The following is a 23,951-nucleotide window of genomic DNA, read 5'->3' on the forward strand; positions in this document are numbered from 1 at the left end:
GCAGTGTTAGAATTCGCACCGCAAAGCAGGCCAGGCAGTCGCGGCCCTGCCGGCCTTCGGGCGGGCGGGGGCGAGGAAAGTCCGGACTCCACAGGGCAGGGTGATGGCTAACGGCCATCCGTGGCGACACGCGGAACAGGGCAACAGAAAGCAAACCGCCGATGGCCCGGCGCAAGCCGGGATCAGGCAAGGGTGAAACGGTGCGGTAAGAGCGCACCGCGGCGACGGCGACGTTCGCCGGCACGGTAACCTCCACCCGGAGCAATTCCAAGTAGGCAGGCGCGCATCTTCGGATGCAGGACGGGGCCCCCGTCTCGTCTGCGGGTAGGAAGCTTGAGCGCGTCAGCAATGGCGCGCCTAGAGGAATGGCTGCCACGCGCCACGCGTCTTCGGACGCGCGGCGCGCACAGAATCCGGCTTATCGGCCTGCTTTGCCGTTCGAATGCGACAGGGCCGGCATCCCGCCAGGGATGCCGGCCCTGTTTTTTTGTGCGCGTCAGACTGCGACGATGTCGAACGAGTGGGTGAGTTCGGCCGTCTTCGCGATCATGATCGACGCCGAGCAGTACTTGTCATGCGACAGGTTGATCGCGCGCTCCACGGTGGCCGGGTTCAGGTTGTGGCCCGTGACCGTGAAGTGGAAGTGGACCTTCGTGAAGACCTTCGGATCTTCGCTTGCGCGCTCGGCCTTCAGCGTGACCGAGCAGCCGGTGACTTCCTGGCGGCTCTTCTTCAGGATCAGCACGACGTCGTACGCGGTGCAGCCGCCGGTGCCGACCAGCACCATCTCCATCGGCCGGGGCGCGAGATTATGGCCGCCGCCTTCCGGTGCGCCGTCCATCGCGACGAGGTGGCCGCTCCCGGTCTGGGCGGAAAACGCCATGCCGTCATGGCCCAACCAGCTTACTTTGCATTCCATGCTTGCGCTCCAGCGTTGCCTGATTCGATTGTCAAACGGCATTGTAGCCCGTGGCGTAACAGCCGGCTGCTGCGATGCAGGACCGTGAACGCCGGGCGCCATGACGCGCGCCGCCGCCGGCCGAAAACCGGCGATGTCCTTTCATTTTTTAGGGGTTTTGCTCTAGACGGGCGCGGTGGCGAAATGACGCGTTTGTTGCTAAGCAATTGATTTACATCGTGAAATTCATCCGGCGGGCACGCCTCTCTTGATTTCGCATTATGATGTGAAATTTCGTAATGTAGATTTTCTTGTGTTGCCCGTACCGCGTTCGTATAATGCAGTCCATTGGTTGCCGCGCTGCGGCACCTCCCGAATGTCTCCTCCACCTCCTCCTATGGTGGATTAAGCCCGAACGTTGCGTTCGGGCTTTTTTTCGTCTGATGCAAATATCCGCGCGTGTCGCGCGGCCGCCGGACGCGCGCTGCGCGCCGGTATCTCAATCTCTTTGACCCGCGCGTGCCATTTCCTCTATAATTCAGGGTTTTCCGCATTCATGCCCACGGAAAAAGAACAGGGAGAGCCTGCACCGCGCCTTGAAGCGCACATATCCAAGCAGGAAAGAACATCGGGCACAGCAATTTTTTTGGATCGATCATGAAGACGTTTTCCGCAAAAGCCCATGAGGTGACGCGCGAATGGTACGTGATTGACGCGACGGATAAGGTTCTCGGCCGTGTCGCCAGCGAAGTGGCACGCCGTCTGCGCGGCAAGCACAAGCCTGAGTTCACCCCGCACGTCGACACCGGTGATTTCATCATCGTCATCAACGCGAGCAAGTTGAAGGTCACGGGCAACAAGACGCTGGACAAGAAGTACTACCGTCACTCGGGCTACCCGGGCGGCATCTATGAAACGACGTTCGGCAAGATGCAGGAACGCTTCCCGGGCCGCGCGCTCGAGAAGGCGGTCAAGGGCATGCTGCCGAAGGGTCCGCTCGGCTACGCGATGATCAAGAAGCTGAAGGTCTACGCAGAAGCGACGCATCCGCATTCGGCTCAACAGCCGAAGGCGCTCGAGATCTAAGGGGAGCCCACATGATCGGTAACTGGAATTACGGTACGGGCCGCCGCAAGAGCGCAGTCGCTCGTGTCTTCATCAAGGCGGGCAAGGGCGACATCATCGTCAACGGCAAGCCCATCTCGGACTACTTCTCGCGCGAAACGTCGCTGATGATCGTGCGTCAGCCGCTGGAACTCACGAACCACGCGCAGACGTTCGACATCAAGGTGAACGTGTCGGGCGGCGGCGAAACGGGTCAGGCCGGCGCAGTGCGCCACGGCATCACCCGCGCGCTGATCGACTACGACGCGGCGCTGAAGCCGACGCTGTCGAGCGCAGGCTTCGTCACGCGCGATGCCCGTGAAGTCGAGCGTAAGAAGGTCGGTCTGCGCAAGGCACGCCGCGCCAAGCAGTTCTCGAAGCGTTAATCGCTTCACGGTCGTGCGCCGCGTCCGCGTGGTGCCCACCGGAAAAAACCGCCAGCTTTCGCGCTGGCGGTTTTTTTTTGCCCGGCCGGGCCCCCGTTTGATGCAATCGACAAAAACCTGTTGATTTCATGGACTTCGGCACGATCTTGAGATCGGCCCTACAATAGCGGCTAATGGCTTATTGGAGAGTTCGCATGAACGCTGTTACCGAAACCGCAGCAACGACCGAGATGCCGGCACCGTTCGTCTTCACCGACGCGGCAGCCGACAAGGTCAAGCAACTGATCGACGAAGAAGGCAACCCCGACCTGAAGCTGCGCGTGTTCGTGCAGGGCGGCGGCTGCTCGGGCTTCCAGTATGGCTTCACGTTCGACGAGGAAGTCAACGAGGACGACACCGTGATGAACAAGAACGGCGTCCAGCTGCTGATCGACTCGATGAGCTATCAGTACCTGATCGGCGCCGAGATCGACTACAAGGACGATCTGAATGGCGCGCAGTTCGTGATCAAGAACCCGAACGCCACGACCACCTGCGGGTGCGGTTCGTCGTTCTCGGTTTAAGCGGTCAGACCGGCCGCATTCGGCCGATCGAAGAGAAACGGGGCTTCTTGCCCCGTTTTTTTATGCCCGCGCGGCGCGTTGCGATGTGCGTTTCAGCGCGGGTAGAGCGCGCCGAGCACACGGCCGCCCGCCGCGCCGGTAACGGCCGACAGGTTGCCCGGCTCGCGCGCCGCGAAGCGGTACGCGAGCCACGCGAACGCCAGCGCCTCGACCTGGTGCGGCGGCACGCCGAGCGCGGCCGTGGTGGCCACCGGCGCGCGCACGCCGCGATCCCGCAGCGCGTTCGCGAGCGCATCGAGCAGCACCGGGTTGCGGGCGCCGCCGCCGCATGCGTACACCGCCGTGCAGTCCGGCGCATGCAGCGCGATTTCCCGGGCGATCGACACCGCGGTGAGCGCGGTCAGTGTCGCCTGCACGTCCTCCGGGGCCAGCTGCGCGAACGCAGCCAGCTTCGCGTCGAGCCATGCCGGGTTGAACAGGTCGCGCCCGGTGCTTTTCGGCGGCGGCGCGGCGAAGTACGACTCGTCGAGCAGCGTGTCGAGCAGCGGCGCATGGACGCTCCCGCGCGCCGCGAACCGGCCGCCGTCGTCATAGGCGGTGCCGAGGTGACGGCTCGCCCACGCGTCGATCAGCGCGTTCGCCGGCCCGCAGTCGAAGCCGCGCACGCCGTCGCCGCCGGTGCGGGGCAGGATCGTGATGTTGCTGATGCCGCCGAGATTGCAGACGACGCGCGTTTCGTCCGGCGCGCCGAACACGGTCGCGTGGAACGCCGGCACGAGCGGCGCGCCCTGGCCGCCCGCGGCGACGTCGCGGCTGCGGAAATCGGCGATCACGTCGATCTGCGTCAGTTCGGCGAGCAGCGCCGGGTTGTTGATCTGCCGCGTATAGCCGCGCTCGGGCTGATGGCGCACCGTTTGCCCGTGCACGCCGATCGCGCGCACCTGCTCGGGCGCGAGGCCCGCCGCGCGCTGCAGCTCGTGGCAGCATGCCGCATAGCGCGCCGCGAGCGCGTTGGCGGCGAGCGCCTCGCGCTCGATTTCGTCGCTGCCCGCGTGCTGCAGGCCGAACAGCGCGTCGCGCAGCGGCTGCGCGAACCCGACGAACGCCTCGGCGAGCACGCGCGGCGCGTGGCCGGTCTCGAAGCGCACGGCGATGCCGTCGACGCCGTCCATGCTCGTGCCCGACATGAGTCCGAAATAGACGCCGTCGGCGGAATGGCCCGAGGGCGGACGTTGATGCGGCACGTGATGACTCCCTGAATCGTGCGGCGCGGGCCGATGCCGCGCGCGTTGCGTTCGATTATCCGCGCAACCGTGCCCGCCGTTAAGCGGTGCCCTCGCAAGATATGGGAAAATGCCCGTTTTTGCGACATTCCTTCCTGCACCGATGAGCACCGATTCCAGTTCCAAGCCCACCTTCCCGATCACCGACGAAGTCCGGCATGCGCTCGCCGTCACGAAGCGCGGCGTCGACGAACTGCTGGTCGAGGAAGAGTTTGCGCAGAAGCTCGCGCGCAGCGCGGCCACGGGCAAGCCGCTCCGCATCAAGCTCGGCCTCGATCCGACCGCGCCGGACATCCACATCGGCCACACCGTCGTGCTGAACAAGATGCGCCAGCTGCAGGACCTGGGCCACACGGTGATCTTCCTGATCGGCGACTTCACGTCGCTGATCGGCGATCCGTCCGGCCGCAACGCGACGCGCCCGCCGCTGACCCGCGAGCAGATCGAATCGAACGCGAAGACCTACTTCGAGCAGGCGTCGCTCGTGCTCGACCGCGCGAAGACCGAGATCCGCTACAACAGCGAATGGTCGATGCCGCTCGGCGCGGACGGGTTGATCAAGCTCGCGTCGCGCTACACGGTCGCGCGCATCCTCGAGCGCGAGGATTTCACGAAGCGCTTCCAGAGCGGCGTGCCGATCTCGATCCACGAATTCCTCTACCCGCTGATGCAGGGCTACGACTCGGTCGCGCTCAATTCCGACCTGGAGCTCGGCGGCACGGACCAGAAGTTCAACCTGCTCGTCGGCCGCGAACTGCAGAAGCAGTACGGCCAGGAGCAGCAGTGCATCCTGACGATGCCGCTGCTCGAAGGCCTCGACGGCGTCGAGAAGATGTCGAAGTCGAAGGGCAACTACGTCGGCATCAGCGAGAAGCCGAACGACATGTTCGGCAAGCTGATGAGCATCTCCGACACGCTGATGTGGCGTTACTTCGAACTGCTGTCGTTCCGCAGCATCGACGAGATCGCCGGTTTCATGCGCGAGGCCGAGGCCGGGCGCAATCCGCGCGACTTCAAGGTGCTGCTCGCGCAGGAGATCGTCGCGCGCTTCCATTCGCAGGCCGACGCCGAGCGCGCGCTCGAGGACTTCAACCATCGCGCGAAGGGCGGTGTGCCGGACGACATCCCGTCGGTGACGCTCGCCGGTGCGCCGCTCGCGATCGGCCAGCTGCTCAAGCAGGCGGGCCTCGCGCCGTCGACGAGCGAAGCGCTGCGCAACATCGAGCAGGGCGGCGTGAAGATCGACGGCACGACGGTGTCGGACAAGGGCCTCAAGGTCGAGGCGGGCGAGTACGTGGTGCAGGTCGGCAAGCGCCGCTTCGCGCGCGTCTCGCTCACCGCATGATCGCGCTGATCCAGCGCGTGCGGCGCGCCGACGTGCGCGTCGGCGAGCGCGTCACGGGCGAGATCGGCGCGGGGCTGCTCGCGCTGGTCTGCGCCGAGCGCGGCGACACCGAGGCGGCGGCCGACAAGCTGCTCGCGAAGCTGCTCGGCTACCGCGTGTTCAGCGACGCGGCCGGCAAGATGAACCTGCCGGTCTCGAATCTCGACGGCGCCGGGCGCGCGGGCGGGCTCCTGCTCGTGTCGCAGTTCACGCTGGCTGCCGACACCAACAGTGGCCTGCGCCCGAGCTTCACGCCCGCGGCGCCGCCCGACGAGGGCGAGCGCCTGTTCGGCTATTTCGTCGACGCGGCGCGCGCGCGTCATCCGATCGTCGAGACGGGCGAATTCGGCGCCGACATGCAGGTGTCGCTCGTCAACGACGGTCCCGTGACGTTCTGGCTGCAAGTGCGGCCCTGATCTTTTCCCGGAGCACGCCGCCACGATGGCCACGACGCAGATCCTCTTCATCCGCCACGGCGAGACGCCGTGGAACCGCATCAAGCGTATCCAGGGGCACATCGACATTCCGCTCGCGGACACCGGGCTTGAGCAGGCGCAGCGGCTTGCCGAACGCGTCGCGCGCGAGGTGCGCGACGGCGCGCGGCTCGACGCGATCTACTCGAGCGACCTGCTGCGCGCGCGGCAGACCGCGCAGCCCGTCGCCGACGCGCTGGGCCTGCCGCTCGCGCTGCGCGAAGGCCTGCGTGAGCGCGCGTACGGCGTGTTCCAGGGGCACGACAGCGCGGAGGTCGAGGCGCGGTTTCCGGATGCGTACGCCGCGTGGCAGACGCGCGACCCCGGCTTCGAACCGGAGGGCGGCGAGTCGCAGCGCGCGTTCTACCACCGGGTGCTGCATGCGATCGAGCCGATCGTCGCCGCGCATCCGGGTGGCCGGATCGCCTGTGTCGCGCACGGTGGCGTGCTCGATTGCGTGTACCGCTTCGCGAACGGTCTCGCGCTCGACGCGCCGCGCAATTACGCGCTGCTCAACACCAGCATCAATACGGTCGATTTCGACGCGGGCCGCGCGTCGATCGTGCGCTGGGCCGATATCGACCACCTGAGCGAAGCCAGCGACGACGACGGCTACGCGAAAGTGTTGTAAGAGCCGGCGCGTGCGTGACGCGGGTTCAGGTCGGCGTGTGCGCGGGCGGCGGCGGCGTGCCGGTGGCGCGGCGGCGCGCGCGTTTTGACACGCCGTTGACGAGCGCCCAGCGCAGCACGGGCGCGACGAGCTTCACGCCGGGCCGCGCCAGCGCGCGGCGCACCGGCGCGAGGGTCGACAGTCCGAGCATCTGCTGCGCCCACGGCGGCAGCAGATCGATGCCCGCATTGAATACCAGCGTCGCCGCGGGACGCATCGCCGGCTTCGGCACCGGCGCGTTCAGCAGCACGCGGATCACCTCCCGCGTGCGCTCGCTCGCGACCAGCTCGCCGCGCATCGCGTCGAGATAGGCGGCGATCCCGGCCCGCGACGCCGGTACGTCGGTCGCGCCGAGCAGCTTCGCGATCCGTGACGTTTCCGCGTAGTACTGATCCTGCAGCGCGCCCGGCAGCAGCGGGTTCACGTAGCGAAGATGCGCGGCGAGGAAGCTCGACACTTCGGCGACGTGCACCCAGGTCAGGAGCGCCGGGTCGCTTGCGCGATACGGCCGCCCGTCTGGCAACGTGCCGCTCACCCCTTCGTGAATCGTCTTCACGCGCTCGATCAGGCGCAGCGCGTCCGCGCGGCTGCCGAACGTCGTGCCCGAGATGAACGTCGCGGTGCGCCGCAGCCGCCCGAGGATGTCGGTGCGGAACGTCGAGTGATCCCATACCCCCGCGAGCGCAAGCGGATGCAGCGCCTGCAGCAGCAGCGCGGACACGCCGCCCACCATCATCGACGTGAAGTCCGCATGGACGCGCCAGCAGACTGCGTCGGGGCCGAACAGGCCGGGATCGCCGGGCGGCGACGAATAGTCGAGCGACGGGCCGCTGCCCGTCGTCAGGTGCGTGACGCCTGTCGCGAGCCGCTTGCGGATCTGCTCGATCCAGCGCGGGGCCGGGGCGGCCTGGGCGGGAGGCGGACTCGGCGGCATCGTCATGGTGTGTTCGGTGTCGGGCGGCTAGCGTCCGGCAGCGTCCGGCGTGCCGCGCACAGGGCCGGCCGCATCGGGCGCGGAGAGGCCGAAATGCCGGTAGGTGAGCAGCGTGGCCACGCGGCCGCGCGGCGTGCGCTGCAGGAAGCCCTGCTGGATCAGATACGGCTCCAGCACGTCCTCGATCGTGTCGCGCTCCTCGCCGATCGCCGCGGCGAGATTGTCGATGCCGACCGGCCCGCCGTCGAACTTGTACAGGATCGCTTCGAGCAGCTTGCGGTCCATCAGGTCGAAGCCGACCGGATCGACGTCGAGCATCGCGAGCGCCTTGTCGGCGACTTCGGCGGTGATGTTGCCGTCCGCCTTCACTTCCGCGTAATCGCGCACGCGGCGCAGCAGCCGGTTCGCGATACGCGGCGTGCCGCGCGAGCGCTTCGCGATTTCCAGCGCGCCCATCGGGTCGATCTGCGCGTCGAGCAGCGACGCGGAGCGGCGCACGATGCGCGACAGCTGGTCGGCGTCGTAGAACTCGAGCCGCGCGACGATCCCGAAACGGTCGCGCAGCGGGTTGGTCAGCATCCCGGCGCGGGTGGTCGCGCCGACGAGCGTAAACGGCTGCAGGTCGAGCTTCACGCTGCGCGCGGCCGGGCCTTCGCCGATCATGATGTCGATCTGGTAATCCTCGAGCGCCGGATACAGGATTTCCTCGACGACCGGCGAAAGCCGGTGGATCTCGTCGATGAACAGCACGTCGTTCGCCTCGAGGTTCGTCAGCAGCGCGGCGAGGTCGCCCGCGCGCTCGAGCACCGGGCCGGAGGTCTGGCGCAGGTTGACGCCCATCTCGCGCGCGATGATGTGCGCGAGCGTGGTCTTGCCGAGGCCGGGCGGGCCGAACAGCAGCACGTGGTCGAGCGCTTCGGCGCGGCGCTTCGCCGCTTCGATGAAGATCTCGAGCTGGCCGCGTACCTTCTCCTGGCCGACGTATTCGTCGAGCTGGCGCGGCCGCAGCGCGCGTTCGAATGCCTCCTCGTGCGAAGAGGCGGGCGTGGCGGTGATGATCCGCTCGCTGGCGAGTTTGTCGGTTTCGATCATGCGGCCATTGTACCGCGCGCCGCTACCCGGCAAAGCTGTCCGAATGGCCGGCTGGCGCGCCGCGCGGGGCGGCGCGACACTGCCGGCAACAGGTGTGCGTTACGCCTTCGACAGCGCCTTGAGCGCGAGCTTGATCCCGTCCGAGACGCCCGTGCCGGCCGGCACGTTCTTGATCGCGGCGAGCCCTTCCTTTTCGGAGTAGCCGAGCGCGAGGAGTGCGTTGAGGATGTCGGTCGCGTGATCCGACGGCGACGCGGCGCCGGCGAGCGCGCCGAGATCGGCGCCGAGCTTGCCCTTCAGCTCGAGCAGCAGGCGCTCGGCGGTCTTCTTGCCGATGCCGGGCAGCCGGGTCAGGCGTGCGGCGTCCTGCATCGTCACGGCCTGCGCGAGCTCCTGCACGCTCATGCCGGACAGCACCGCGAGCGCCATGCGCGCGCCGATGCCGCTGATCTTGAGCAGCTCGCGGAAGGTCGCGCGCTCCTGCTGGGTCAGGAAGCCGTACAGCAGGTGGGCGTCCTCGCGGACGATCAGCTGCGTGAGCAGCACGACCCGCTCGCCCGCCTGCGGCAGGTTGTAGAACGTGCTCATCGGCACGTCGATCTCGTAGCCGACGCCGTTGCAGTCGACGAGCAGGTGGGGCGGATTCTTTTCGAGCAGGATGCCGGCGATGCGACCGATCATGGGGCGAGAGTAGCGATGACGAAAGCGCGAGTGTAGCGCACGCGCGGCGCAACGCGGGCGGGCGCGTCGCGCGGCACCGCCTTCCGGGCTGCCCGTCGAATCGTTCGGCACGCCGCGTCGTGCGCGCGATCGCGGCGATCGCGCGGCTTGCGACGGGCGCAGGCTGTGGCGGCCGTGCGGCGTCAGCCGATGAGCCGCCCGCGCCGCACGCGCAGCCCTTTCTTCGCGAGCGCCGGCGCGAGGCCGCCGAGCGTGCTGAGCGTGTTGCCGCCGTGCGCGTGGCAGATCGCCATGCCGAGCGCGTCGGCAGCGTCGCTGCCGGGCTGGCCGGACAGGTTGAGCAGCCGCGTGACCATCTCCTGCATCTGCGCCTTGGTCGCGCGGCCGTAGCCGACCACGGCCTGCTTGAGCTGCAGCGCGGTGTATTCGGCGACCGGCAGGCCGCCCGACACGAGGCCGCAGATCGCGGCGCCGCGCGCCTGGCCGAGCAGCAGCGTCGATTGCGGGTTGACGTTGACGAACACCTTTTCGATCGCGGACTGATCGGGCGCGTGTTCGCGGACGAGCGTCGAGACGCCCTCGAAGATCGTGCCGAGCCGGGTGGCCAGATCGGCCGTCGGCGTGCGGATGACGCCGCTCGTGACGTACGCGAGCCGGTGGCCGCTGACGTCGATGACGCCAAAGCCGGTGACGCGCAGGCCGGGGTCGATGCCGAGAATTCGCATGGAAGGACGGAGTTGCGTGATGCAGCGATGCTACAACGAATGGCTTGCGCCGCCGCCGCACAATAAAAAACCCGGCGGGTGCGACGCCGCCGGGCCGTGGTGCATCGGCAACGGGTGCCGTGCGCGATCAGTGACGGAAGTGGCGCACGCCCGTCAGGATCATCGCGATGTTGTGCTCGTCGGCGGCGGCGATGACTTCATCGTCGCGCACCGAGCCGCCCGGCTGGATCACGCAGGTCGCGCCTGCCGCCACGACGACGTCGAGGCCGTCGCGGAACGGGAAGAACGCGTCCGACGCGACCGCCGAGCCGGCGAGCGTGAGGCCGGCGTTCTGCGCCTTGATGCTCGCGATGCGCGCGGAATCGACGCGGCTCATCTGGCCGGCGCCGACGCCGAGCGTCATGCCGTTGCCGCAGAACACGATCGCGTTCGACTTCACGAACTTCGCGACGCGCCATGCGAACAGCAGGTCGTCCATTTCCTTCGGCGTCGGGTGGCGCTTCGTGACGACACGCAGTTCGTGCGGCTGCACGTTCTTCGCATCGAGCGACTGCACCAGCAGGCCGCCGCCGACGCGCTTCAGGTCGAACGCGTTATGGCCGTCGCCGAGCGCGATCTCCAGCAGGCGCACGTTCTGCTTCGCGGCGAACACCTGCTTCGCGGCGTCACTGAACGACGGCGCGATCAGCACTTCGACGAACTGCTTCGCGACAGCCTGCGCGGCCGCTTCGTCGACTTCGCGGTTGAACGCGATGATGCCGCCGAACGCCGAGGTCGGGTCGGTCTGGAACGCCTTCGCGTACGCGTCGCCCGAATCCTTGCCCACCGCGACGCCGCACGGGTTCGCGTGCTTGATGATCACGCACGCCGGCGCGTCGAACGTCTTCACGCATTCCCACGCCGCGTCGGAGTCGGCGATGTTGTTGTACGACAGTTCCTTGCCCTGCAGCTGGCGGTAGTTCGCGAGCGCGCCGGCCGGCGTCGCGATGTCGCGGTAGAACGCCGCGCTCTGGTGCGGGTTCTCGCCGTAGCGCAGGTCCTGCACCTTGTCGAACGCCATGTTCAGCGTGGCCGGGTAGGCGTTGCGCGATGCGTGCTGCAGCGCGTCGGTCAGGCTCGTCAGGTAGTTCGTGATCGCGCCGTCGTATTGCGCGGTGTGCGCGAACACCTTGGTCGCGAGGCGGAAGTTGGTCGTGTAGCCGACCGTGTTGCCGTTCGCCTTCATTTCATCGAGCACGACCGCGTAGTCGGCCGGATCGACGATCACGGTCACGTCGCGGTGGTTCTTCGCGGCCGAGCGCAGCATCGTCGGGCCGCCGATGTCGATGTTCTCGATCGCGTCGGCGAGCGTGCAGTCGTCCTTCGCGATCGTCGCGACGAACGGGTACAGGTTCACGACGAGCAGGTCGATCGTCGGGATGTCGTGTGCTTCGAGCGCCTGCATGTGCTCCGGCAGGTCGCGGCGCGCGAGGATGCCGCCGTGCACCTTCGGGTGCAGCGTCTTCACGCGCCCATCGAGCATTTCCGGAAAGCCGGTGTAATCGGCCACTTCGGTCACGGGCAGGCCCGCGTCGGCGAGCAGTTTCGCGGTGCCGCCCGTCGACAGCAGCTTGACGCCGAGGTCGGACAGGGACTTCGCGAAGTCGACGATGCCGGTTTTGTCGGAAACGGAAATGAGCGCTTGCTTGATCATGATGGAACCACCAATAGCCAGGGAAACGGGGACGGGGCGGCCGGTTACAGCAGGCCGTGCTGCTGCAGCTTCTTGCGCAGCGTGTTGCGGTTGATGCCGAGGTACTCCGCGGCGAGCGACTGGTTGCCGCCCGCCTGTTCGAGCACCACTTCGAGCATCGGTTTTTCGACGCAGGACATCACCATTTCATAGACGTCGTGCGGATTGGAGCCGTCCAGATCCCGGAAATATACGTCCAGGCTCTCGCGGACACATTGTTCGATGTTGTGCTTGCTCATGCTGCTAACTGGTTATGGTCGTCCGGCTCGCCCTGGCCGTGTTCGTCCTCGTCGACGTAAACGAGGTGATCGGACAGCGCCTTTTGCGCTTCGAAAAATGCGTTGACGGCGGCGAGCTGTTCGCGCGTGGAATCGAGCGTGTTCATCCGGTGCCGGAACCCGTTGGCGCCGGAAAGGCCGCGAGTGTACCAGCCGATGTGCTTGCGCGCAGTACGGACCCCGGTGAACTCTCCGTAAAACGCGTAGTGATCTTCCAGATGCTCGTTCATCACCTGCTGGATCTCATCGATCCGCGGCGGCGGCAACAGCGTGCCGGTTTGCAGGAAATGGTCGATTTCGCGGAACAGCCACGGCCGTCCTTGCGCGGCGCGACCGATCATCAGCGCATCGGCGCCGGTCGCGTCGAGCACCGCCTTCGCTTTCGCCGGCGACGCGATGTCGCCGTTCGCGACGACCGGAATCCGCACCGCCGCCTTCACGGCCGCGATGGTTTCGTATTCGGCGTCGCCGCGGTACAGGTCCGCGCGGGTGCGGCCGTGCACGGTCAGCATCGAGATGCCCGCCGCCTCGGCGAGCCGGGCGACGGCGACCGCGTTCCTGTGCTCGCGGTCCCAGCCGGTGCGGATCTTCAGCGTGACCGGCACCGCGTCGGGCCCGGTGCCGACCGCGGCGACGACGGCCTCGACGATCTGCCTGACGAGCGGCTCGTTCTGCAACAGCGCGGAGCCTGCCGCGACGTTGCAGACCTTCTTGGCCGGGCAGCCCATGTTGATGTCGATGATCTGCGCGCCGTTGTCGACGTTGTAGCGGGCCGCTTCGGCCATCATCGCCGGGTCGGCCCCGGCGATCTGCACCGCGATCGGCTCGACCTCGCCGGCGTGATTCGCGCGGCGCATCGTCTTCGCGCTTTTCCACAGCTGCGCGTTGGAGGCGACCATTTCGGACACGGCATAGCCCGCTCCCAGCCGTTTGCACAGCTGCCGGAACGGCCGGTCCGTGACGCCCGCCATGGGGGCGACGAACAGGTTGTTGCGCAAGACGTGAGAGCCGATGACGGGCATTGCAATGACGCCGCCCGCGGCAGGCGCGGGCATGGAAAGGGCGGAGGGAAAACGCGCATTTTACCGTATTCGCCCGGCTTGCCGATTTGGCACGGTTTGCGCGGCCCCGCCGCGTGGCGCACATCGCACACAGGCGCCGCGCGTGCGGCGCCGGCGCGTCACCGGCGCTGGCCGAACATCATCTGGCGTGCGAGCGCAGTCTTGAGCGGCGGGATGAATTCGAGCGCGGTGAGCGCCGCGGCGCGCAGCGCGGCGAGCGGGCCGGCGTCGATCGTAAACAGCCGCGCGAGCGTGTCGGTCGCGCCGATCGTGAGCCGCCGGTCGAGCGCGCGGCGCGTGTTGAACGCGGCGAGCGCGGCAGGCTCGGCGCCATGCTGGGACAGCGCATCGACGAGCGTGTGCGCGTCGCGCAGCCCGAGGTTGAGGCCCTGGCCCGCGACCGGGTGGAGCGCCTGCGCGGCGTTGCCGACGATCGCCGTGCGCCGGTCGACCAGCGTGGGCGCGGCGCTGAGCCCGAGCGGGAACGCCGCGCGCCCGGCGATCGCCGTGAAGCGGCCCATCCGCTCGCCGAACGCGTGGCCGAGCTCGCGCAGGAACGCATCGTCCGGCAGCGCCGCGCGCCGCGCGGCCTCGTCGGGCGCGCAGCACCACACGAGCGCGTAATCCGCCTGCCGCGGGCCGCCGAGCGGCAGCAGCGCGAGCGGGCCTTCGCGCGTGAAGCGCTCCCACGCGACGTTCGGGCGCGGCGCGGACACGGTCACGGTGCCGATCAGCGCGGTTTGCCCGTAGTCGCGGCGGTGCTTGCCGTCGGTGTCCTGCTGCGCGTTGAACAGCCCGCCCTCGGCGTTGACGACGATCCGCGCGCGCAGCGTGCGCGCGCCTTGCGGACCCTCGAGCAGCAGCGTGACGCCGCTCGCGTCCTGCTGCGGCGAATGCGCGGAGGTCGACGTGATCCACTGCACGCGGGTACGCTGCACCACGCGCGCGAGCGCCTGCACGAGCGAGCCGTAGCGCACCACGTAGCCGAGCGCGGCCAGGTCGTGTTCGTCGCGGTCGATCACCGTGCGGCCGAAATGGCCGCGCTGCGACACGTGGATGTGTTCGATCGGCGTGGCGTCGTCGGGCCAGGCGAGCGCGTCGAGCAGCACGTGGCTGCCGTGCGACAGCGCGATCGCGCGCGGGTCGTTCGCGCTCGCCGACGGGTCGCGCGCGTCGATGAGCGCGATCGACAGGCCTTGCGTCGCGCTGCGCCGTGCGAGCCAGCCGGCGAGCGCGAGCCCGACCGGGCCGGCGCCGACGATGGCGAGATCGTAGTCCGGGGTGGCCGGGGAGGAGTCGGTCGTCATCGGAAGTCGTGAATCGGATGAAACGGTTTGCGCGGGCGCCGTCATGCGGCGCGCATCAGCGCCTCGATCTCGGCCGCCGCGACGGGCACGTCGCGCGTGATCAGCTCGCAGCCGTGCTCGCGCACGATCGCGTCGTCCTCGATGCGGATGCCGATGTTCCAGTATTCGGGCGGCACGTCGTCGGCGGCCCGCACGTACAGGCCGGGCTCGACGGTGAGCGTCATGCCGGCCTTCAGCGTGCGCCACGGCAGCGCGCCCTTGTCGTCGCGCGCGGCGAGGCGTTCGCGATAGTCGCCGCAGTCGTGGACGTCCATCCCGAGCCAGTGGCCGGTGCGGTGCATGTAGAAGCGCGCATACGCGCGCTCGGCGATCACGTCGTCGACGCTCGCGAAGCGCGCTTTCGGGATGATGCCGGTGTCGAGCAGGCCCTGGGCGAGCACGCGCACCGCCGCGTCGTGCGGCGCCTCGAACGGCACGCCCGCGCGCGTCGCGTCGATCGCGGCCTGCTGCGCGGCGAGCACGATGTCGTACAGCGTGCGCTGCGCGGGCGAGAAGCGCCCGCTGGCCGGGAACGTGCGGGTGATGTCGGACGCATAGCCGTCCAGCTCGCACGCGGCGTCGATCAGGATCAGGTCGCCGTCCTGTGCGACGGCATTGCCGGCCGGGTAGTGCAGCACGCACGCGTTCGCGCCGGCCGCGACGATCGAGCCGTATGCCGGCGCCTGGGCGCCGTAGCGCCGGAACGTGTAGAGCAGCTCGGCCTCGAGCTCGTATTCGCGCACGCCGGGCCGGCAGGCCTGCATCGCGCGGCGATGCGCGAGCGCCGAAATGTGCGCGGCGCGCATCATGATCGCGAGTTCGTGCTCGTCCTTGACGAGCCGCATGTCGTCGAGCAGCGGCGTGAGGTCGAGCATCGCATCCGGTGCGGCGACGCCCGTGCGCGCCTGCGCGCGCACCGCGTCGAGCCAGCGCCCGAGCTGGCGGTCGAAGTCGGCCGACGCGCCGAACCGGTAATGGACGCTGCCCGCATCGGCGAGCAGGCGCGGCATTTCGGTGTCGAGCGCATCGGCGGCGAACGCCGCGTCGAAGCCAAACGTGTCGCGCGCGGCGTCCGGGCCGTAATGGAAGCCTTCCCAGATTTCGCGGTCGGCGTTCTTCGCGCGGCAGAACAGGATCGACCGCGGCGCATCGTGCGCGGCGGTCGCGTCCAGCACCAGCACGGCGTCAGGCTCCGCGAAGCCGGTCAGGTAATAGAAATAGCTGTCGTGCCGGTACGGGTAGCCCGTATCGCGGTTGCGCAGCACTTCCGGCGCGGTGGGGACGATCGCGACGCCGCCGCCCGCCGCACGCAGCGCGGCAAGCACGCGCTCGCGGCGCTGGCGGTAGACGTCGACGGCGATGACGGAGTCGTTCGGCGAATTCATCGTGAGATTGTAGCGCCGCCGCGCGCGGCGCGTGAGAGGCGGGCGGGGCAACGCGCGGGGGCGGCTAAACGGCTGTTGCAAACCATCCACAGGCCGGATTGGCGATTTTCTACGGTATCGCGCGGCCCGGTTATGATCGGCGACAACGTATACTCTTGGCGGTACCTTTACTAAGGCAGATGATGAAATTAATCGGTTCGCTCAGCAGCCCCTACGTCCGAAAGGCGCGAATCGTGCTGGCTGAAAAGAAAATCGACTACAAGCTGGAGCTCGAGAACGTCTGGGCGCCGGATACGAGCATTCACGCCGCGAACCCGCTCGGCAAGGTCCCGTGTCTCGTGATGGAGGACGGCGCCGCGGTGTTCGATTCCCGCGTGATCTGCGAATACGCCGATACCCTGTCGCCGGTCGGCAAGCTGATTCCGCCGTCGGGCCGCGAGCGCGTCGAGGTGCGCTGCTGGGAGGCGCTCGGCGACGGCGTGCTCGACGCGTCGGTCGCGATCCGCGTGGAGCACACGCAGCGCGAGCCCGAGCATCGCAGCGGCAGCTGGATCGCGCGCCAGCAGCGCAAGATCGACGACGGTCTCGTCGCGATGTCGCAGGGCCTGGCCGGCAAGCCGTGGTGCGTCGGCAATCATTACACGCTCGCCGACATTGCGCTCGGCTGCGCACTCGGTTACCTCGACTTCCGGATGCCCGAGCTGAATTGGCGCGAGCGCCATCCGAACCTCGACAAGCATTTCGCGAAGCTGGCGCAGCGCCAGTCGTTCATCGACACCGAGCCGCAGTGACGCGCTGGCGCGCGCCGCCGGCGGCCGTGCATTCCGCAGACGAAAAACGCGCCCCTCGGGGCGCGTTTCGTTTTTGCGGCACGGCCGGAGCGGCACGCGGTCACTCGATCGACGCGTAGACGGCGTCGCCGAGCGTGAACGAATCGCTGCGCGCGAGCGGCCACCACTTGTCGTACAGCGAATAGCCGCAATGGCCGCCGTCGAGCAGCGCGCCGGGCTTCAGGTATTTCAGCAGTTGCGACATCAGCCGGACCTCGTGCGCCGACAGGCGCTGCACGATGTGATGCGCGCGCAGCTCGGACGGATGCGACAGGCCGGCGGCCTGCACCAGCTCCTGCAACGCATGCAGCGTGTTGCGATGGAAGTTGTAGACGCGTTCGGACTTGTCCGGCACGACGAGCGCGCGCTGGCGCACCGGGTCCTGCGTCGCGACGCCGGTCGGGCAGCGGCCGGTGTGGCAGGTCTGCGCCTGGATGCAGCCGACCGCGAACATGAAGCCGCGTGCCGAGTTCACCCAGTCCGCGCCGATCGCGAGCGTGCGCGCGACGTCGAACGCAGTGATGATCTTGCCGCTCGCGCCGATTTTCACGCGGTCGCGCACGCCGATGCCGACGAGCGTGTTGTGCACGAGCATGAGCCCTTCCTGCAGCGGCACGCCGACGTGGTCGGTGAACTCGAGCGGCGCGGCGCCGGTGCCGCCTTCCGCGCCGTCGACGACGATGAAATCGGGCACGATGCCCGTCTCGAGCATCGCCTTCGCGATGCCGAAGAATTCCCACGGATGGCCGACGCACAGCTTGAAGCCGGTCGGTTTGCCGCCGGACAGGTTGCGCAGCCGCTCGACGAATTCGAGCAGGCCGCGCGGTGTCGAGAATTCCGAGTGCGTGGCGGGCGAGATGCAGTCCTGGCCCATCGGCACGCCGCGCGTCTCGGCGATTTCCGGCGTGATCTTCGCGGCCGGCAGCACGCCGCCGTGGCCCGGCTTCGCGCCCTGCGACAGCTTCACCTCGATCATCTTCACCTGCGGGTCGCTCGCCTGCTTCGCGAACTTGTCGGCATTGAACGTGCCGTCGTCGTTGCGGCAGCCGAAATAGCCGGACGCGATTTCCCAGATGATGTCGCCGCCGTGCTCGCGGTGGTATTTCGACAGCGAGCCTTCGCCGGTGTCATGCGCGAAGCCGCCTTTCTTCGCGCCGAGGTTCAGCGAGCGGATCGCGTTCGCGGACAGCGAGCCGAAGCTCATCGCCGAGATGTTGAAGATCGACAGGTCGTACGGCTTCGCGCGGCTCGCGCCGACGCGCACGCGGAAATCGTGGTTCGCGAGTTTCGTCGGCACGAGCGAATGGCTGATCCACTGGTGTGCGACGGCCTTCACGTTCAGTTCGGTGCCGTACGGGCGGTTGTCCGCGACGTTCTTCGCGCGCTGGTAGACAAGGCTGCGCTGCGCGCGCGAGAACGGCTTCTCGTCGGTGTCGTCCTCGACGAAATACTGGCGGATCTCCGGCCGGATGAATTCGAACAGGAAGCGCAGGTGGCCCCAGAGCGGGTAGTTGCGCAGGATCGCATGGCGGTCCTGGTTGATGTCGTACAGGCCGAGCGCGACGAGTGCGGCGGGCAGCGCGATCCACAGCCAGGAGAGCGCGTGGCGCGACGCGAGCGCGACCGTTGCCGCCAGCAACAGGACGGCGCACCACATCGCCAGATAGCGTCGTGAAAACATGGGGACTCCGTAAGCATGTCGGGGAGCCGCCATGCGTTCGTTGCGCGTGGCGGCGCGTCCGCGCCGCGGCGGGATCGTGTCCCGCCGGGCGCGGCGTGCCGCAAGTCTAAACCGATTGTCGGTCAGCGTGCTTCGGCGAGTGTGCCCGTGCCGCCGGCGATCGGGGTCTGTCCCGGCCGGTCGGTCGCCGCATGTTCGATGATGCCGCCGCCGACGCAGATCTCGCCGTCGTACAGCACCGCCGACTGGCCGGGCGTGACCGCCCATTGCGCCGCGTCGAAGGTCAGCGAGAAGCGTTCGCCGCCGGCGTGCGCGAACGCGCACGCGGCGTCGGCCTGCCGGTAGCGGGTCTTCGCGCCGCAGCGCACGCCGTCGGCGGGCGCTTCGCCCGCGACCCAGCTCACGTTGCCAGCGACGAGCTGGTGCGACAGCAGCCACGGATGATCGTGGCCCTGCACGACGTAGAGCGTGTTCGACGGGATGTCCTTCGCGGCGACGAACCACGGCTCGCCGCTGCCTTCCTTGCTGCCGCCGAGGCCGATGCCCTTGCGCTGGCCGAACGTGTAGAACGCGAGGCCGATGTGCTCGCCGACCGTCTTGCCGTCGGGCGTCTTCATCGGGCCGGGCTTCGTCGGCAGGTAGCGGTTCAGAAAGTCGCGGAACGGCCGTTCGCCGATGAAGCAGATGCCGGTCGAGTCCTTCTTCTTCGCGTTCGGCAGGCCGATCTGCTCGGCGATCTCGCGCACCTTCGTCTTCGGGATCTCGCCGATCGGGAACATCGTCTTCGACAGCTGCGCCTGGTTCAGCCGGTGCAGGAAGTACGACTGGTCCTTCGTGTGGTCGAATGCCTTCAGGAGTTCGAAGCGACCGTCGCGCTCGCGCACGCGCGCGTAGTGGCCGGTCGCGATCGTTTCCGCGCCGAGCGACATCGCATGGTCGAGAAACGCCTTGAACTTGATCTCGGCGTTGCACAGCACGTCCGGGTTCGGCGTGCGGCCGGCCGAGTATTCGCGCAGGAATTCGGCGAACACGCGGTCCTTGTATTCGGCGGCGAAGTTGACCGCCTCGACGTCGATGCCGATCAGGTCGGCCACCGACACGACGTCGATCCAGTCCTGACGGGTCGAGCAATACTCGCCGTCGTCGTCGTCTTCCCAGTTCTTCATGAACAGGCCGACGACGTCGTAACCCTGTTCCTTCAGCAGCCAGGCGGTCACCGACGAATCGACGCCGCCCGACATGCCCACTACCACGCGTTGCTTGCTCATTTGTCCACTGCCTGACGTTCGAATGCGTCCGGCCGCGGCGCGACCGAATGCGTATGCACGAAATCGAGCGGAATCCGCCGCCCGGCGAGATAGTCGTCGACGCAGCGCATCACCGCGGGCGAGCGGTGACGCTCGCTGCACGCGCGCAGCTCGTCGGCGGTCATCCACAGCGTGCGGACGATGCCGTCGTCGAGCCGGTGCCCGGCGACCGGCTCGCCCGCGGTGCCGCAGAACGTGAAGCGCAGGTAGGTCGCGCCGGCATTGCCGGGGCGCTCGTAGTGCGCGAGGTACACGCCGACCAGCGCTTGCGGCTCGAACGGATGCGCGGTTTCCTCCAGCGTTTCGCGGATCACGGCGTCGGCGAGCGTCTCGCCGGCTTCGAGATGGCCGGCTGGCTGGTTGACGCGCAGGCCGCTCGACGTTTCCTCCTCGATCAGGAGAAAGCGCCCGCCGCGCTCGACGATGGCTGCCACGGTCACATGCGGAGTCCAGATTTCGGGTTTCATAGGCCGGCATTTTACCGGTTGCGCCGGGGGGCTGCCCGGGGCGCGGCACGGGCGGCTCCGGAAGCACCCCGCCGGTTGGCTGTGCGAAGCGCGCGCGTCTGTCAAGCCGCGACGCGGGGGGGTGTTGCTTGATCGAACACCGAATTCTGGCGCGTCACACGCTTTCGGTTAAAGTGGCGCGTGAAAGCCGTTGCTCTTGAGCCGGTATGCCAGCCGTTCCGGCTCTTCGTCGCAGTAAGAATCGAAAGAAAGATAACTGTAACTGTGGAGGAAACGACGATGCATATCGGAGTGCCTGCTGAAACGCGGGCGAACGAGGCGCGCGTGGCCGCGACGCCGGAAACCGTCAAGAAATACGCGGCTGCCGGCCACCGCGTGAGCGTCGCGAGAGGGGCCGGCGTGCCGGCCAGCTATCCCGACGACGCGTATGCCGCGGCTGGCGCCGAACTGACCGACCCGTCGGCCGCGTTCGATGCCGACATCGTGCTGAAGGTCCAGGCGCCCGCCGAAGCGGAGATCCCGCTGCTCAAGCGCGGCACCGTGGTGATCGGCATGCTCGATCCGTTCAATGCCGAACAGGCCGCGCGGCTCGCCGCCGCCGGCGTCACCGGCTTTGCGCTCGAGGCCGCGCCGCGCACCACGCGCGCGCAGAGCCTCGACGTGCTGTCGTCGCAGGCCAACATCGCCGGCTACAAGGCGGTGCTGGTCGCGTCGGCGCTCTATCCGCGCTTCATCCCGATGCTGATGACGGCCGCCGGCACCGTGAAGGCCGCCCGCGTGCTGATCCTCGGCGCGGGCGTCGCCGGCTTGCAGGCGATCGCGACCGCGCGGCGCCTGGGTGCGGTGATCGAGGCATCCGACGTGCGGCCGGCGGTGAAGGAGCAGATCGAATCGCTCGGCGCGAAATTTCTCGACGTGCCGTACGAAACCGATGAGGAGCGCGAAGCGGCGCAAGGCGTGGGCGGCTACGCGCGGCCGATGCCGCCGTCGTGGCTCGCGCGGCAGTCGGCGCTGGTGCACGAGCGCGCGATGCAGGCCGACATCGTGATCACGACCGCGCTGATCCCGGGCCGCGCCGCGCCGACGCTGATCACCGCCGAGACCGTGCAGTCGATGCGGCCGGGCTCGGTGGTGGTCGACCTCGCGGCGGGACGCGGCGCCGAGGCCGACGGACGGTGCGGCGGCAACTGCCCGCTGACGGTCGCCGACCAGGTGATCGTGCATCACGGTGTCACGATCGCCGGCTATACCAATCTTGCCGCGATGGTGCCGGCCGACGCATCGGCACTCTACGCGCGCAACCTGCTCGACTTCATGAAGCTGATCGTCACGAAGGAAGGCACGCTCAACATCGACCTGACCGACGACATCGTCGCCGCGACGCTGCTTTGCCGTGACGGCGAAGTGACGCGCAAATAAAGGGAGGAGACCTTGGAGATCATCAATCACACGGTCGTCAACGTGATCATCTTCGTGCTGGCGGTGTACGTCGGCTACCACGTCGTCTGGAACGTCACGCCCGCGCTGCACACACCGCTGATGGCGGTGACGAACGCGATCTCGGCGATCGTGATCGTCGGCGCGATGCTCGCCGCCGCGCTCACGGTCGGCGGGGTCGGCAAGTTCTTCGGCACGTTCGCGGTCGCGCTCGCGGCGGTCAACGTGTTCGGCGGCTTCCTCGTCACGAGGCGGATGCTCGAGATGTTCCGCAAGAAGGAGCCGAAGGCAGCGAAGGAGGGCGCGCGATGAGCATGAACGTCGTCACGCTGCTGTATCTCGTCGCGTCGGTGTGCTTCATCCAGGCGCTCAAGGGGCTGTCGAACCCGAAGAGCGCCCGGCGCGGCAACCTGTTCGGGATGGTCGGGATGGCGATCGCGATCCTCACGACCGTCGCGCTCATCTTCAAGCAGGCCGCCTGGCTCGGCGCGAACCTGCCGCTCGGCCTCGCGCTCGTGCTCGGCGCGCTGGTGGTGGGCGGCGCGGTCGGCGCGTTCGTCGCCGCGAAGGTCGAGATGACGAAGATGCCCGAGCTCGTCGCGGCGATGCACTCGCTGATCGGTCTTGCGGCGGTCTGCATCGCGTATGCGGTCGTCGCCGAGCCGGCGGCGTTCGGGCTCGTGCCGCAGGACGCCGTGTCGGCGAACTTCATCCCGTACGGCAATCGCGTCGAGCTGTTCATCGGCACGTTCGTCGGCGCGATCACGTTCTCCGGCTCGGTGATCGCGTTCGGCAAGCTGTCGGGCAAGTACAAGTTCCGGCTGTTCCAGGGCGCGCCCGTCGTGTATCCGGGCCAGCATCTGCTGAACCTGATGCTCGCGCTCGCGATGCTCGGCTTCGGCGTGCTGTTCGTCGTCACGCAGTCGTGGCTGCCGTTCGTGATCATGACGGCGCTCGCGTTCACGCTCGGCGTGCTGATCATCATCCCGATCGGCGGCGCGGACATGCCGGTGGTCGTGTCGATGCTGAACTCGTACTCCGGGTGGGCGGCGGCGGGCATCGGCTTCTCGCTGAACAACGCGATGCTGATCATCGCCGGGTCGCTGGTCGGCTCGTCGGGTGCGATCCTGTCGTACATCATGTGCCACGCGATGAACCGCTCGTTCTTCAACGTGCTGCTCGGCGGCTTCGGCGCGGAGGCGGGCAGCGCGGCGGTCGCGGGCCAGCAGGAGCAGCGGCCGGTGAAGTCGGGCTCGGCGGAGGATGCGTCGTTCATGCTCGGCAACGCGGAATCGGTGGTGATCGTGCCGGGTTATGGTCTGGCCGTCGCGCGCGCGCAGCACGCGCTGAAGGAGCTGACCGACAAGCTGGTCGAGAAGGGCATCGACGTGCGTTACGCGATCCACCCGGTCGCGGGGCGCATGCCGGGCCACATGAACGTGCTGCTCGCGGAAGCGGAGGTGCCGTACGACCTCGTGTTCGAGATGGAGGACATCAACAACGCGTTCGGCCAGACCGACGTGGTGCTGGTGCTCGGCGCGAACGATGTGGTGAACCCGGCGGCGAAGAACGATCCGAAGTCGCCGATCGCGGGGATGCCGATCATCGAGGCGTACAAGGCGCGCACGGTGATCGTCAACAAGCGGTCGATGGCGTCGGGGTACGCCGGGCTCGACAACGATCTCTTCTACATGGACAAGACGATGATGGTCTTCGGCGATGCGAAGAAGGTCATCGAGGACATGGTGAAGTCGGTCGAGTGAGCTAGCGGGCGCGCGCGGACGGCGGATCGCCGTGCGCGCCCGGAATGCATCGCGGCGGCCCGGTGCGATGCGCGGAAGCAGCGCGTCACTGCTTCGACGCGGTCGCGGCCCGCAGAAAATCCGCGAGCCGCCTGCCTTCCTGATCCGGAAACGCCTCGCGCATTGTCAAGTCGTCCATGCGCGCGACGTCGAAATTGCGGAAATCCTCGCGCAGTTCGCACCACGCGCCGATCGTCCAGCGTCCCCCCCAGTACACGAGCCCGAGCGGCCAGACGCGCCGTTGCGTGTGCGCGTCGAGCCGGTCGCGGTACGCGAAGCTGACGACGTGCCGCGTATCGACTGCCTGATGGATCGTGTCGACCTTCGCGGCAAACGTGTCGTCGATGTGAAACGACGGCGCGAACACCGGCAGCCGGTCGAGCGCCGCGCGCTTGTCGGCGGGCATGGCCGACGCGATCTTCGCGAGCGCCG

General features: G+C 68.0%; 25 protein-coding genes and 1 other RNA gene. 11 read left to right on the forward strand and 15 right to left on the reverse strand.

Features of this window, described 5'->3' with window-relative positions; all coding sequences use genetic code 11:
- Nucleotides 1–22: 22 nt before the first annotated feature.
- An RNA gene (gene rnpB / locus LIG30_RS01950) (RNase P RNA component class A) lies at nt 23–437 on the forward strand.
- Between the two features lie 59 nt (nt 438–496).
- Here rnpB and LIG30_RS01825 read toward each other — a convergent pair.
- Nucleotides 497–961, reverse strand: a complete 465-nt coding sequence (locus LIG30_RS01825) for an OsmC family protein (RefSeq protein ID WP_083493849.1) — start codon at nt 959–961, stop codon at nt 497–499.
- 594 nt (nt 962–1,555) lie between these two features.
- Between LIG30_RS01825 and rplM the strand changes: the two genes are divergently transcribed.
- The 3 genes from rplM to erpA all read left to right on the forward strand — a co-directional run bounded on the left by rplM (nt 1,556) and on the right by erpA (nt 2,951).
- On the forward strand, nt 1,556–1,984 hold the full coding sequence (gene rplM, locus LIG30_RS01830; RefSeq protein WP_004522094.1) for a 50S ribosomal protein L13: 429 nt from the start codon (nt 1,556–1,558) through the stop codon (nt 1,982–1,984).
- 11 nt (nt 1,985–1,995) lie between these two features.
- Entirely contained in the window at nt 1,996–2,388 is a 393-nt protein-coding gene (gene rpsI, locus LIG30_RS01835) for a 30S ribosomal protein S9 (protein WP_038709157.1), read from the forward strand.
- 194 nt (nt 2,389–2,582) lie between these two features.
- The gene (erpA, locus tag LIG30_RS01840; protein ID WP_038709158.1) at nt 2,583–2,951 is read left to right on the forward strand and encodes an iron-sulfur cluster insertion protein ErpA; all 369 of its coding nucleotides are present in this window, start codon (nt 2,583–2,585) and stop codon (nt 2,949–2,951) included.
- Between the two features lie 92 nt (nt 2,952–3,043).
- Here the strand turns inward: erpA and LIG30_RS01845 are convergent, their stop codons facing one another.
- The gene (locus LIG30_RS01845) at nt 3,044–4,195 is read right to left on the reverse strand and encodes an anhydro-N-acetylmuramic acid kinase (RefSeq protein WP_038709159.1); all 1,152 of its coding nucleotides are present in this window, start codon (nt 4,193–4,195) and stop codon (nt 3,044–3,046) included.
- A 142-nt stretch (nt 4,196–4,337) separates the two neighbouring features.
- Between LIG30_RS01845 and tyrS the strand changes: the two genes are divergently transcribed.
- From tyrS to LIG30_RS01860, 3 genes are read left to right on the forward strand one after another with little or no spacing between them, the layout of a single operon-like run.
- Nucleotides 4,338–5,579 (forward strand): tyrosine--tRNA ligase, encoded by a 1,242-nt coding sequence (gene tyrS / locus LIG30_RS01850; protein WP_038709161.1) that lies wholly within the window; start codon nt 4,338–4,340, stop codon nt 5,577–5,579.
- On the forward strand, nt 5,576–6,034 hold the full coding sequence (dtd, locus tag LIG30_RS01855; protein ID WP_038709163.1) for a D-aminoacyl-tRNA deacylase: 459 nt from the start codon (nt 5,576–5,578) through the stop codon (nt 6,032–6,034). The genes tyrS and dtd overlap by 4 nt, the downstream gene beginning before the upstream one ends.
- A gap of 25 nt (nt 6,035–6,059) precedes the next feature.
- Nucleotides 6,060–6,722: a histidine phosphatase family protein gene (locus LIG30_RS01860; protein WP_038709166.1), complete on the forward strand. Its 663-nt coding sequence runs from the start codon at nt 6,060–6,062 to the stop codon at nt 6,720–6,722.
- Between the two features lie 25 nt (nt 6,723–6,747).
- On the opposite strand, the gene LIG30_RS01865 is transcribed toward LIG30_RS01860, so the two are convergent.
- The 9 genes from LIG30_RS01865 to LIG30_RS01905 all read right to left on the reverse strand — a co-directional run bounded on the left by LIG30_RS01865 (nt 6,748) and on the right by LIG30_RS01905 (nt 15,995).
- The gene (locus LIG30_RS01865) at nt 6,748–7,695 is read right to left on the reverse strand and encodes an oxygenase MpaB family protein (protein ID WP_442856835.1); all 948 of its coding nucleotides are present in this window, start codon (nt 7,693–7,695) and stop codon (nt 6,748–6,750) included.
- A gap of 27 nt (nt 7,696–7,722) precedes the next feature.
- Entirely contained in the window at nt 7,723–8,787 is a 1,065-nt protein-coding gene (gene ruvB, locus LIG30_RS01870; protein WP_038709168.1) for a Holliday junction branch migration DNA helicase RuvB, read from the reverse strand.
- 99 nt (nt 8,788–8,886) lie between these two features.
- Complete coding sequence (ruvA, locus tag LIG30_RS01875; protein ID WP_038709169.1) at nt 8,887–9,468, reverse strand: Holliday junction branch migration protein RuvA; 582 nt, start codon at nt 9,466–9,468, stop codon at nt 8,887–8,889.
- Between the two features lie 182 nt (nt 9,469–9,650).
- The gene (gene ruvC / locus LIG30_RS01880; RefSeq protein ID WP_038709170.1) at nt 9,651–10,193 is read right to left on the reverse strand and encodes a crossover junction endodeoxyribonuclease RuvC; all 543 of its coding nucleotides are present in this window, start codon (nt 10,191–10,193) and stop codon (nt 9,651–9,653) included.
- A 127-nt stretch (nt 10,194–10,320) separates the two neighbouring features.
- Nucleotides 10,321–11,886 (reverse strand): bifunctional phosphoribosylaminoimidazolecarboxamide formyltransferase/IMP cyclohydrolase, encoded by a 1,566-nt coding sequence (gene purH, locus LIG30_RS01885; protein WP_038709171.1) that lies wholly within the window; start codon nt 11,884–11,886, stop codon nt 10,321–10,323.
- Between the two features lie 44 nt (nt 11,887–11,930).
- Nucleotides 11,931–12,164 (reverse strand): Fis family transcriptional regulator, encoded by a 234-nt coding sequence (locus LIG30_RS01890; RefSeq protein ID WP_006401675.1) that lies wholly within the window; start codon nt 12,162–12,164, stop codon nt 11,931–11,933.
- Entirely contained in the window at nt 12,161–13,225 is a 1,065-nt protein-coding gene (dusB, locus tag LIG30_RS01895; RefSeq protein WP_038709208.1) for a tRNA dihydrouridine synthase DusB, read from the reverse strand. Before dusB ends, LIG30_RS01890 begins: the two co-directional genes overlap by 4 nt.
- A 158-nt stretch (nt 13,226–13,383) precedes the next feature.
- Nucleotides 13,384–14,571 (reverse strand): UbiH/UbiF/VisC/COQ6 family ubiquinone biosynthesis hydroxylase, encoded by a 1,188-nt coding sequence (locus LIG30_RS01900; RefSeq protein ID WP_038709174.1) that lies wholly within the window; start codon nt 14,569–14,571, stop codon nt 13,384–13,386.
- A 41-nt stretch (nt 14,572–14,612) separates the two neighbouring features.
- Nucleotides 14,613–15,995, reverse strand: coding sequence for an aminopeptidase P N-terminal domain-containing protein (locus tag LIG30_RS01905; RefSeq protein WP_038709175.1), 1,383 nt, complete (start codon nt 15,993–15,995; stop codon nt 14,613–14,615).
- 179 nt (nt 15,996–16,174) lie between these two features.
- Here LIG30_RS01905 and LIG30_RS01910 point away from each other — a divergent pair, with 179 nt between their 5' ends.
- The gene (locus LIG30_RS01910) at nt 16,175–16,786 is read left to right on the forward strand and encodes a glutathione S-transferase family protein (RefSeq protein WP_038709177.1); all 612 of its coding nucleotides are present in this window, start codon (nt 16,175–16,177) and stop codon (nt 16,784–16,786) included.
- A gap of 100 nt (nt 16,787–16,886) precedes the next feature.
- Here LIG30_RS01910 and LIG30_RS01915 read toward each other — a convergent pair whose 3' ends face one another.
- From LIG30_RS01915 to LIG30_RS01925, 3 genes are all read right to left on the reverse strand, one after another.
- Nucleotides 16,887–18,506: an FMN-binding glutamate synthase family protein gene (locus LIG30_RS01915; protein ID WP_038709179.1), complete on the reverse strand. Its 1,620-nt coding sequence runs from the start codon at nt 18,504–18,506 to the stop codon at nt 16,887–16,889.
- A gap of 122 nt (nt 18,507–18,628) precedes the next feature.
- Entirely contained in the window at nt 18,629–19,774 is a 1,146-nt protein-coding gene (gene mnmA, locus LIG30_RS01920; protein ID WP_038709181.1) for a tRNA 2-thiouridine(34) synthase MnmA, read from the reverse strand.
- Nucleotides 19,771–20,280, reverse strand: a complete 510-nt coding sequence (locus LIG30_RS01925) for an NUDIX hydrolase (protein ID WP_038709182.1) — start codon at nt 20,278–20,280, stop codon at nt 19,771–19,773. The genes mnmA and LIG30_RS01925 overlap by 4 nt, the downstream gene beginning before the upstream one ends.
- Nucleotides 20,281–20,559: 279 nt before the next feature.
- On the opposite strand from LIG30_RS01925, the gene LIG30_RS01930 reads away from it, so the two are divergent.
- The 3 genes from LIG30_RS01930 to LIG30_RS01940 are packed head-to-tail and all read left to right on the forward strand — an operon-like array spanning nt 20,560 to nt 23,480.
- Nucleotides 20,560–21,699, forward strand: coding sequence for a Re/Si-specific NAD(P)(+) transhydrogenase subunit alpha (locus tag LIG30_RS01930; RefSeq protein WP_038709210.1), 1,140 nt, complete (start codon nt 20,560–20,562; stop codon nt 21,697–21,699).
- A gap of 12 nt (nt 21,700–21,711) precedes the next feature.
- Entirely contained in the window at nt 21,712–22,029 is a 318-nt protein-coding gene (locus tag LIG30_RS01935) for an NAD(P) transhydrogenase subunit alpha (RefSeq protein WP_038709184.1), read from the forward strand.
- The gene (locus LIG30_RS01940; RefSeq protein WP_038709185.1) at nt 22,026–23,480 is read left to right on the forward strand and encodes an NAD(P)(+) transhydrogenase (Re/Si-specific) subunit beta; all 1,455 of its coding nucleotides are present in this window, start codon (nt 22,026–22,028) and stop codon (nt 23,478–23,480) included. The genes LIG30_RS01935 and LIG30_RS01940 overlap by 4 nt, the downstream gene beginning before the upstream one ends.
- 85 nt (nt 23,481–23,565) lie before the next feature.
- Here LIG30_RS01940 and LIG30_RS01945 read toward each other — a convergent pair.
- Nucleotides 23,566–23,951, reverse strand: a 386-nt coding sequence (locus LIG30_RS01945; protein ID WP_038709188.1) for a helix-turn-helix transcriptional regulator, incomplete at its 5' end; no start/stop codon positions are given.

The organism is Burkholderia sp. lig30, from assembly GCF_000687455.2.
In the GTDB taxonomy this organism is placed as follows: Bacteria; Pseudomonadota; Gammaproteobacteria; order Burkholderiales; family Burkholderiaceae; genus Burkholderia.

What these genes read in the sequence shown, in the direction of transcription:
- LIG30_RS01825 (WP_083493849.1), bottom strand. Translation starts at nt 961, where the DNA reads ATGCCGTTTGACAATCGAATCAGGCAACGCTGGAGCGCAAGCATGGAA.
- rplM (WP_004522094.1), top strand. Translation starts at nt 1,556, where the DNA reads ATGAAGACGTTTTCCGCAAAAGCCCATGAGGTGACGCGCGAATGGTAC.
- rpsI (WP_038709157.1), top strand. Translation starts at nt 1,996, where the DNA reads ATGATCGGTAACTGGAATTACGGTACGGGCCGCCGCAAGAGCGCAGTC.
- erpA (WP_038709158.1), top strand. Translation starts at nt 2,583, where the DNA reads ATGAACGCTGTTACCGAAACCGCAGCAACGACCGAGATGCCGGCACCG.
- tyrS (WP_038709161.1), top strand. Translation starts at nt 4,338, where the DNA reads ATGAGCACCGATTCCAGTTCCAAGCCCACCTTCCCGATCACCGACGAA.
- dtd (WP_038709163.1), top strand. Translation starts at nt 5,576, where the DNA reads ATGATCGCGCTGATCCAGCGCGTGCGGCGCGCCGACGTGCGCGTCGGC.
- LIG30_RS01860 (WP_038709166.1), top strand. Translation starts at nt 6,060, where the DNA reads ATGGCCACGACGCAGATCCTCTTCATCCGCCACGGCGAGACGCCGTGG.
- LIG30_RS01865 (WP_442856835.1), bottom strand. Translation starts at nt 7,695, where the DNA reads ATGCCGCCGAGTCCGCCTCCCGCCCAGGCCGCCCCGGCCCCGCGCTGG.
- ruvB (WP_038709168.1), bottom strand. Translation starts at nt 8,787, where the DNA reads ATGATCGAAACCGACAAACTCGCCAGCGAGCGGATCATCACCGCCACG.
- ruvA (WP_038709169.1), bottom strand. Translation starts at nt 9,468, where the DNA reads ATGATCGGTCGCATCGCCGGCATCCTGCTCGAAAAGAATCCGCCCCAC.
- ruvC (WP_038709170.1), bottom strand. Translation starts at nt 10,193, where the DNA reads ATGCGAATTCTCGGCATCGACCCCGGCCTGCGCGTCACCGGCTTTGGC.
- purH (WP_038709171.1), bottom strand. Translation starts at nt 11,886, where the DNA reads ATGATCAAGCAAGCGCTCATTTCCGTTTCCGACAAAACCGGCATCGTC.
- LIG30_RS01890 (WP_006401675.1), bottom strand. Translation starts at nt 12,164, where the DNA reads ATGAGCAAGCACAACATCGAACAATGTGTCCGCGAGAGCCTGGACGTA.
- dusB (WP_038709208.1), bottom strand. Translation starts at nt 13,225, where the DNA reads ATGCCCGTCATCGGCTCTCACGTCTTGCGCAACAACCTGTTCGTCGCC.
- LIG30_RS01900 (WP_038709174.1), bottom strand. Translation starts at nt 14,571, where the DNA reads ATGACGACCGACTCCTCCCCGGCCACCCCGGACTACGATCTCGCCATC.
- LIG30_RS01905 (WP_038709175.1), bottom strand. Translation starts at nt 15,995, where the DNA reads ATGAATTCGCCGAACGACTCCGTCATCGCCGTCGACGTCTACCGCCAG.
- LIG30_RS01910 (WP_038709177.1), top strand. Translation starts at nt 16,175, where the DNA reads ATGATGAAATTAATCGGTTCGCTCAGCAGCCCCTACGTCCGAAAGGCG.
- LIG30_RS01915 (WP_038709179.1), bottom strand. Translation starts at nt 18,506, where the DNA reads ATGTTTTCACGACGCTATCTGGCGATGTGGTGCGCCGTCCTGTTGCTG.
- mnmA (WP_038709181.1), bottom strand. Translation starts at nt 19,774, where the DNA reads ATGAGCAAGCAACGCGTGGTAGTGGGCATGTCGGGCGGCGTCGATTCG.
- LIG30_RS01925 (WP_038709182.1), bottom strand. Translation starts at nt 20,280, where the DNA reads ATGAAACCCGAAATCTGGACTCCGCATGTGACCGTGGCAGCCATCGTC.
- LIG30_RS01930 (WP_038709210.1), top strand. Translation starts at nt 20,560, where the DNA reads ATGCATATCGGAGTGCCTGCTGAAACGCGGGCGAACGAGGCGCGCGTG.
- LIG30_RS01940 (WP_038709185.1), top strand. Translation starts at nt 22,026, where the DNA reads ATGAGCATGAACGTCGTCACGCTGCTGTATCTCGTCGCGTCGGTGTGC.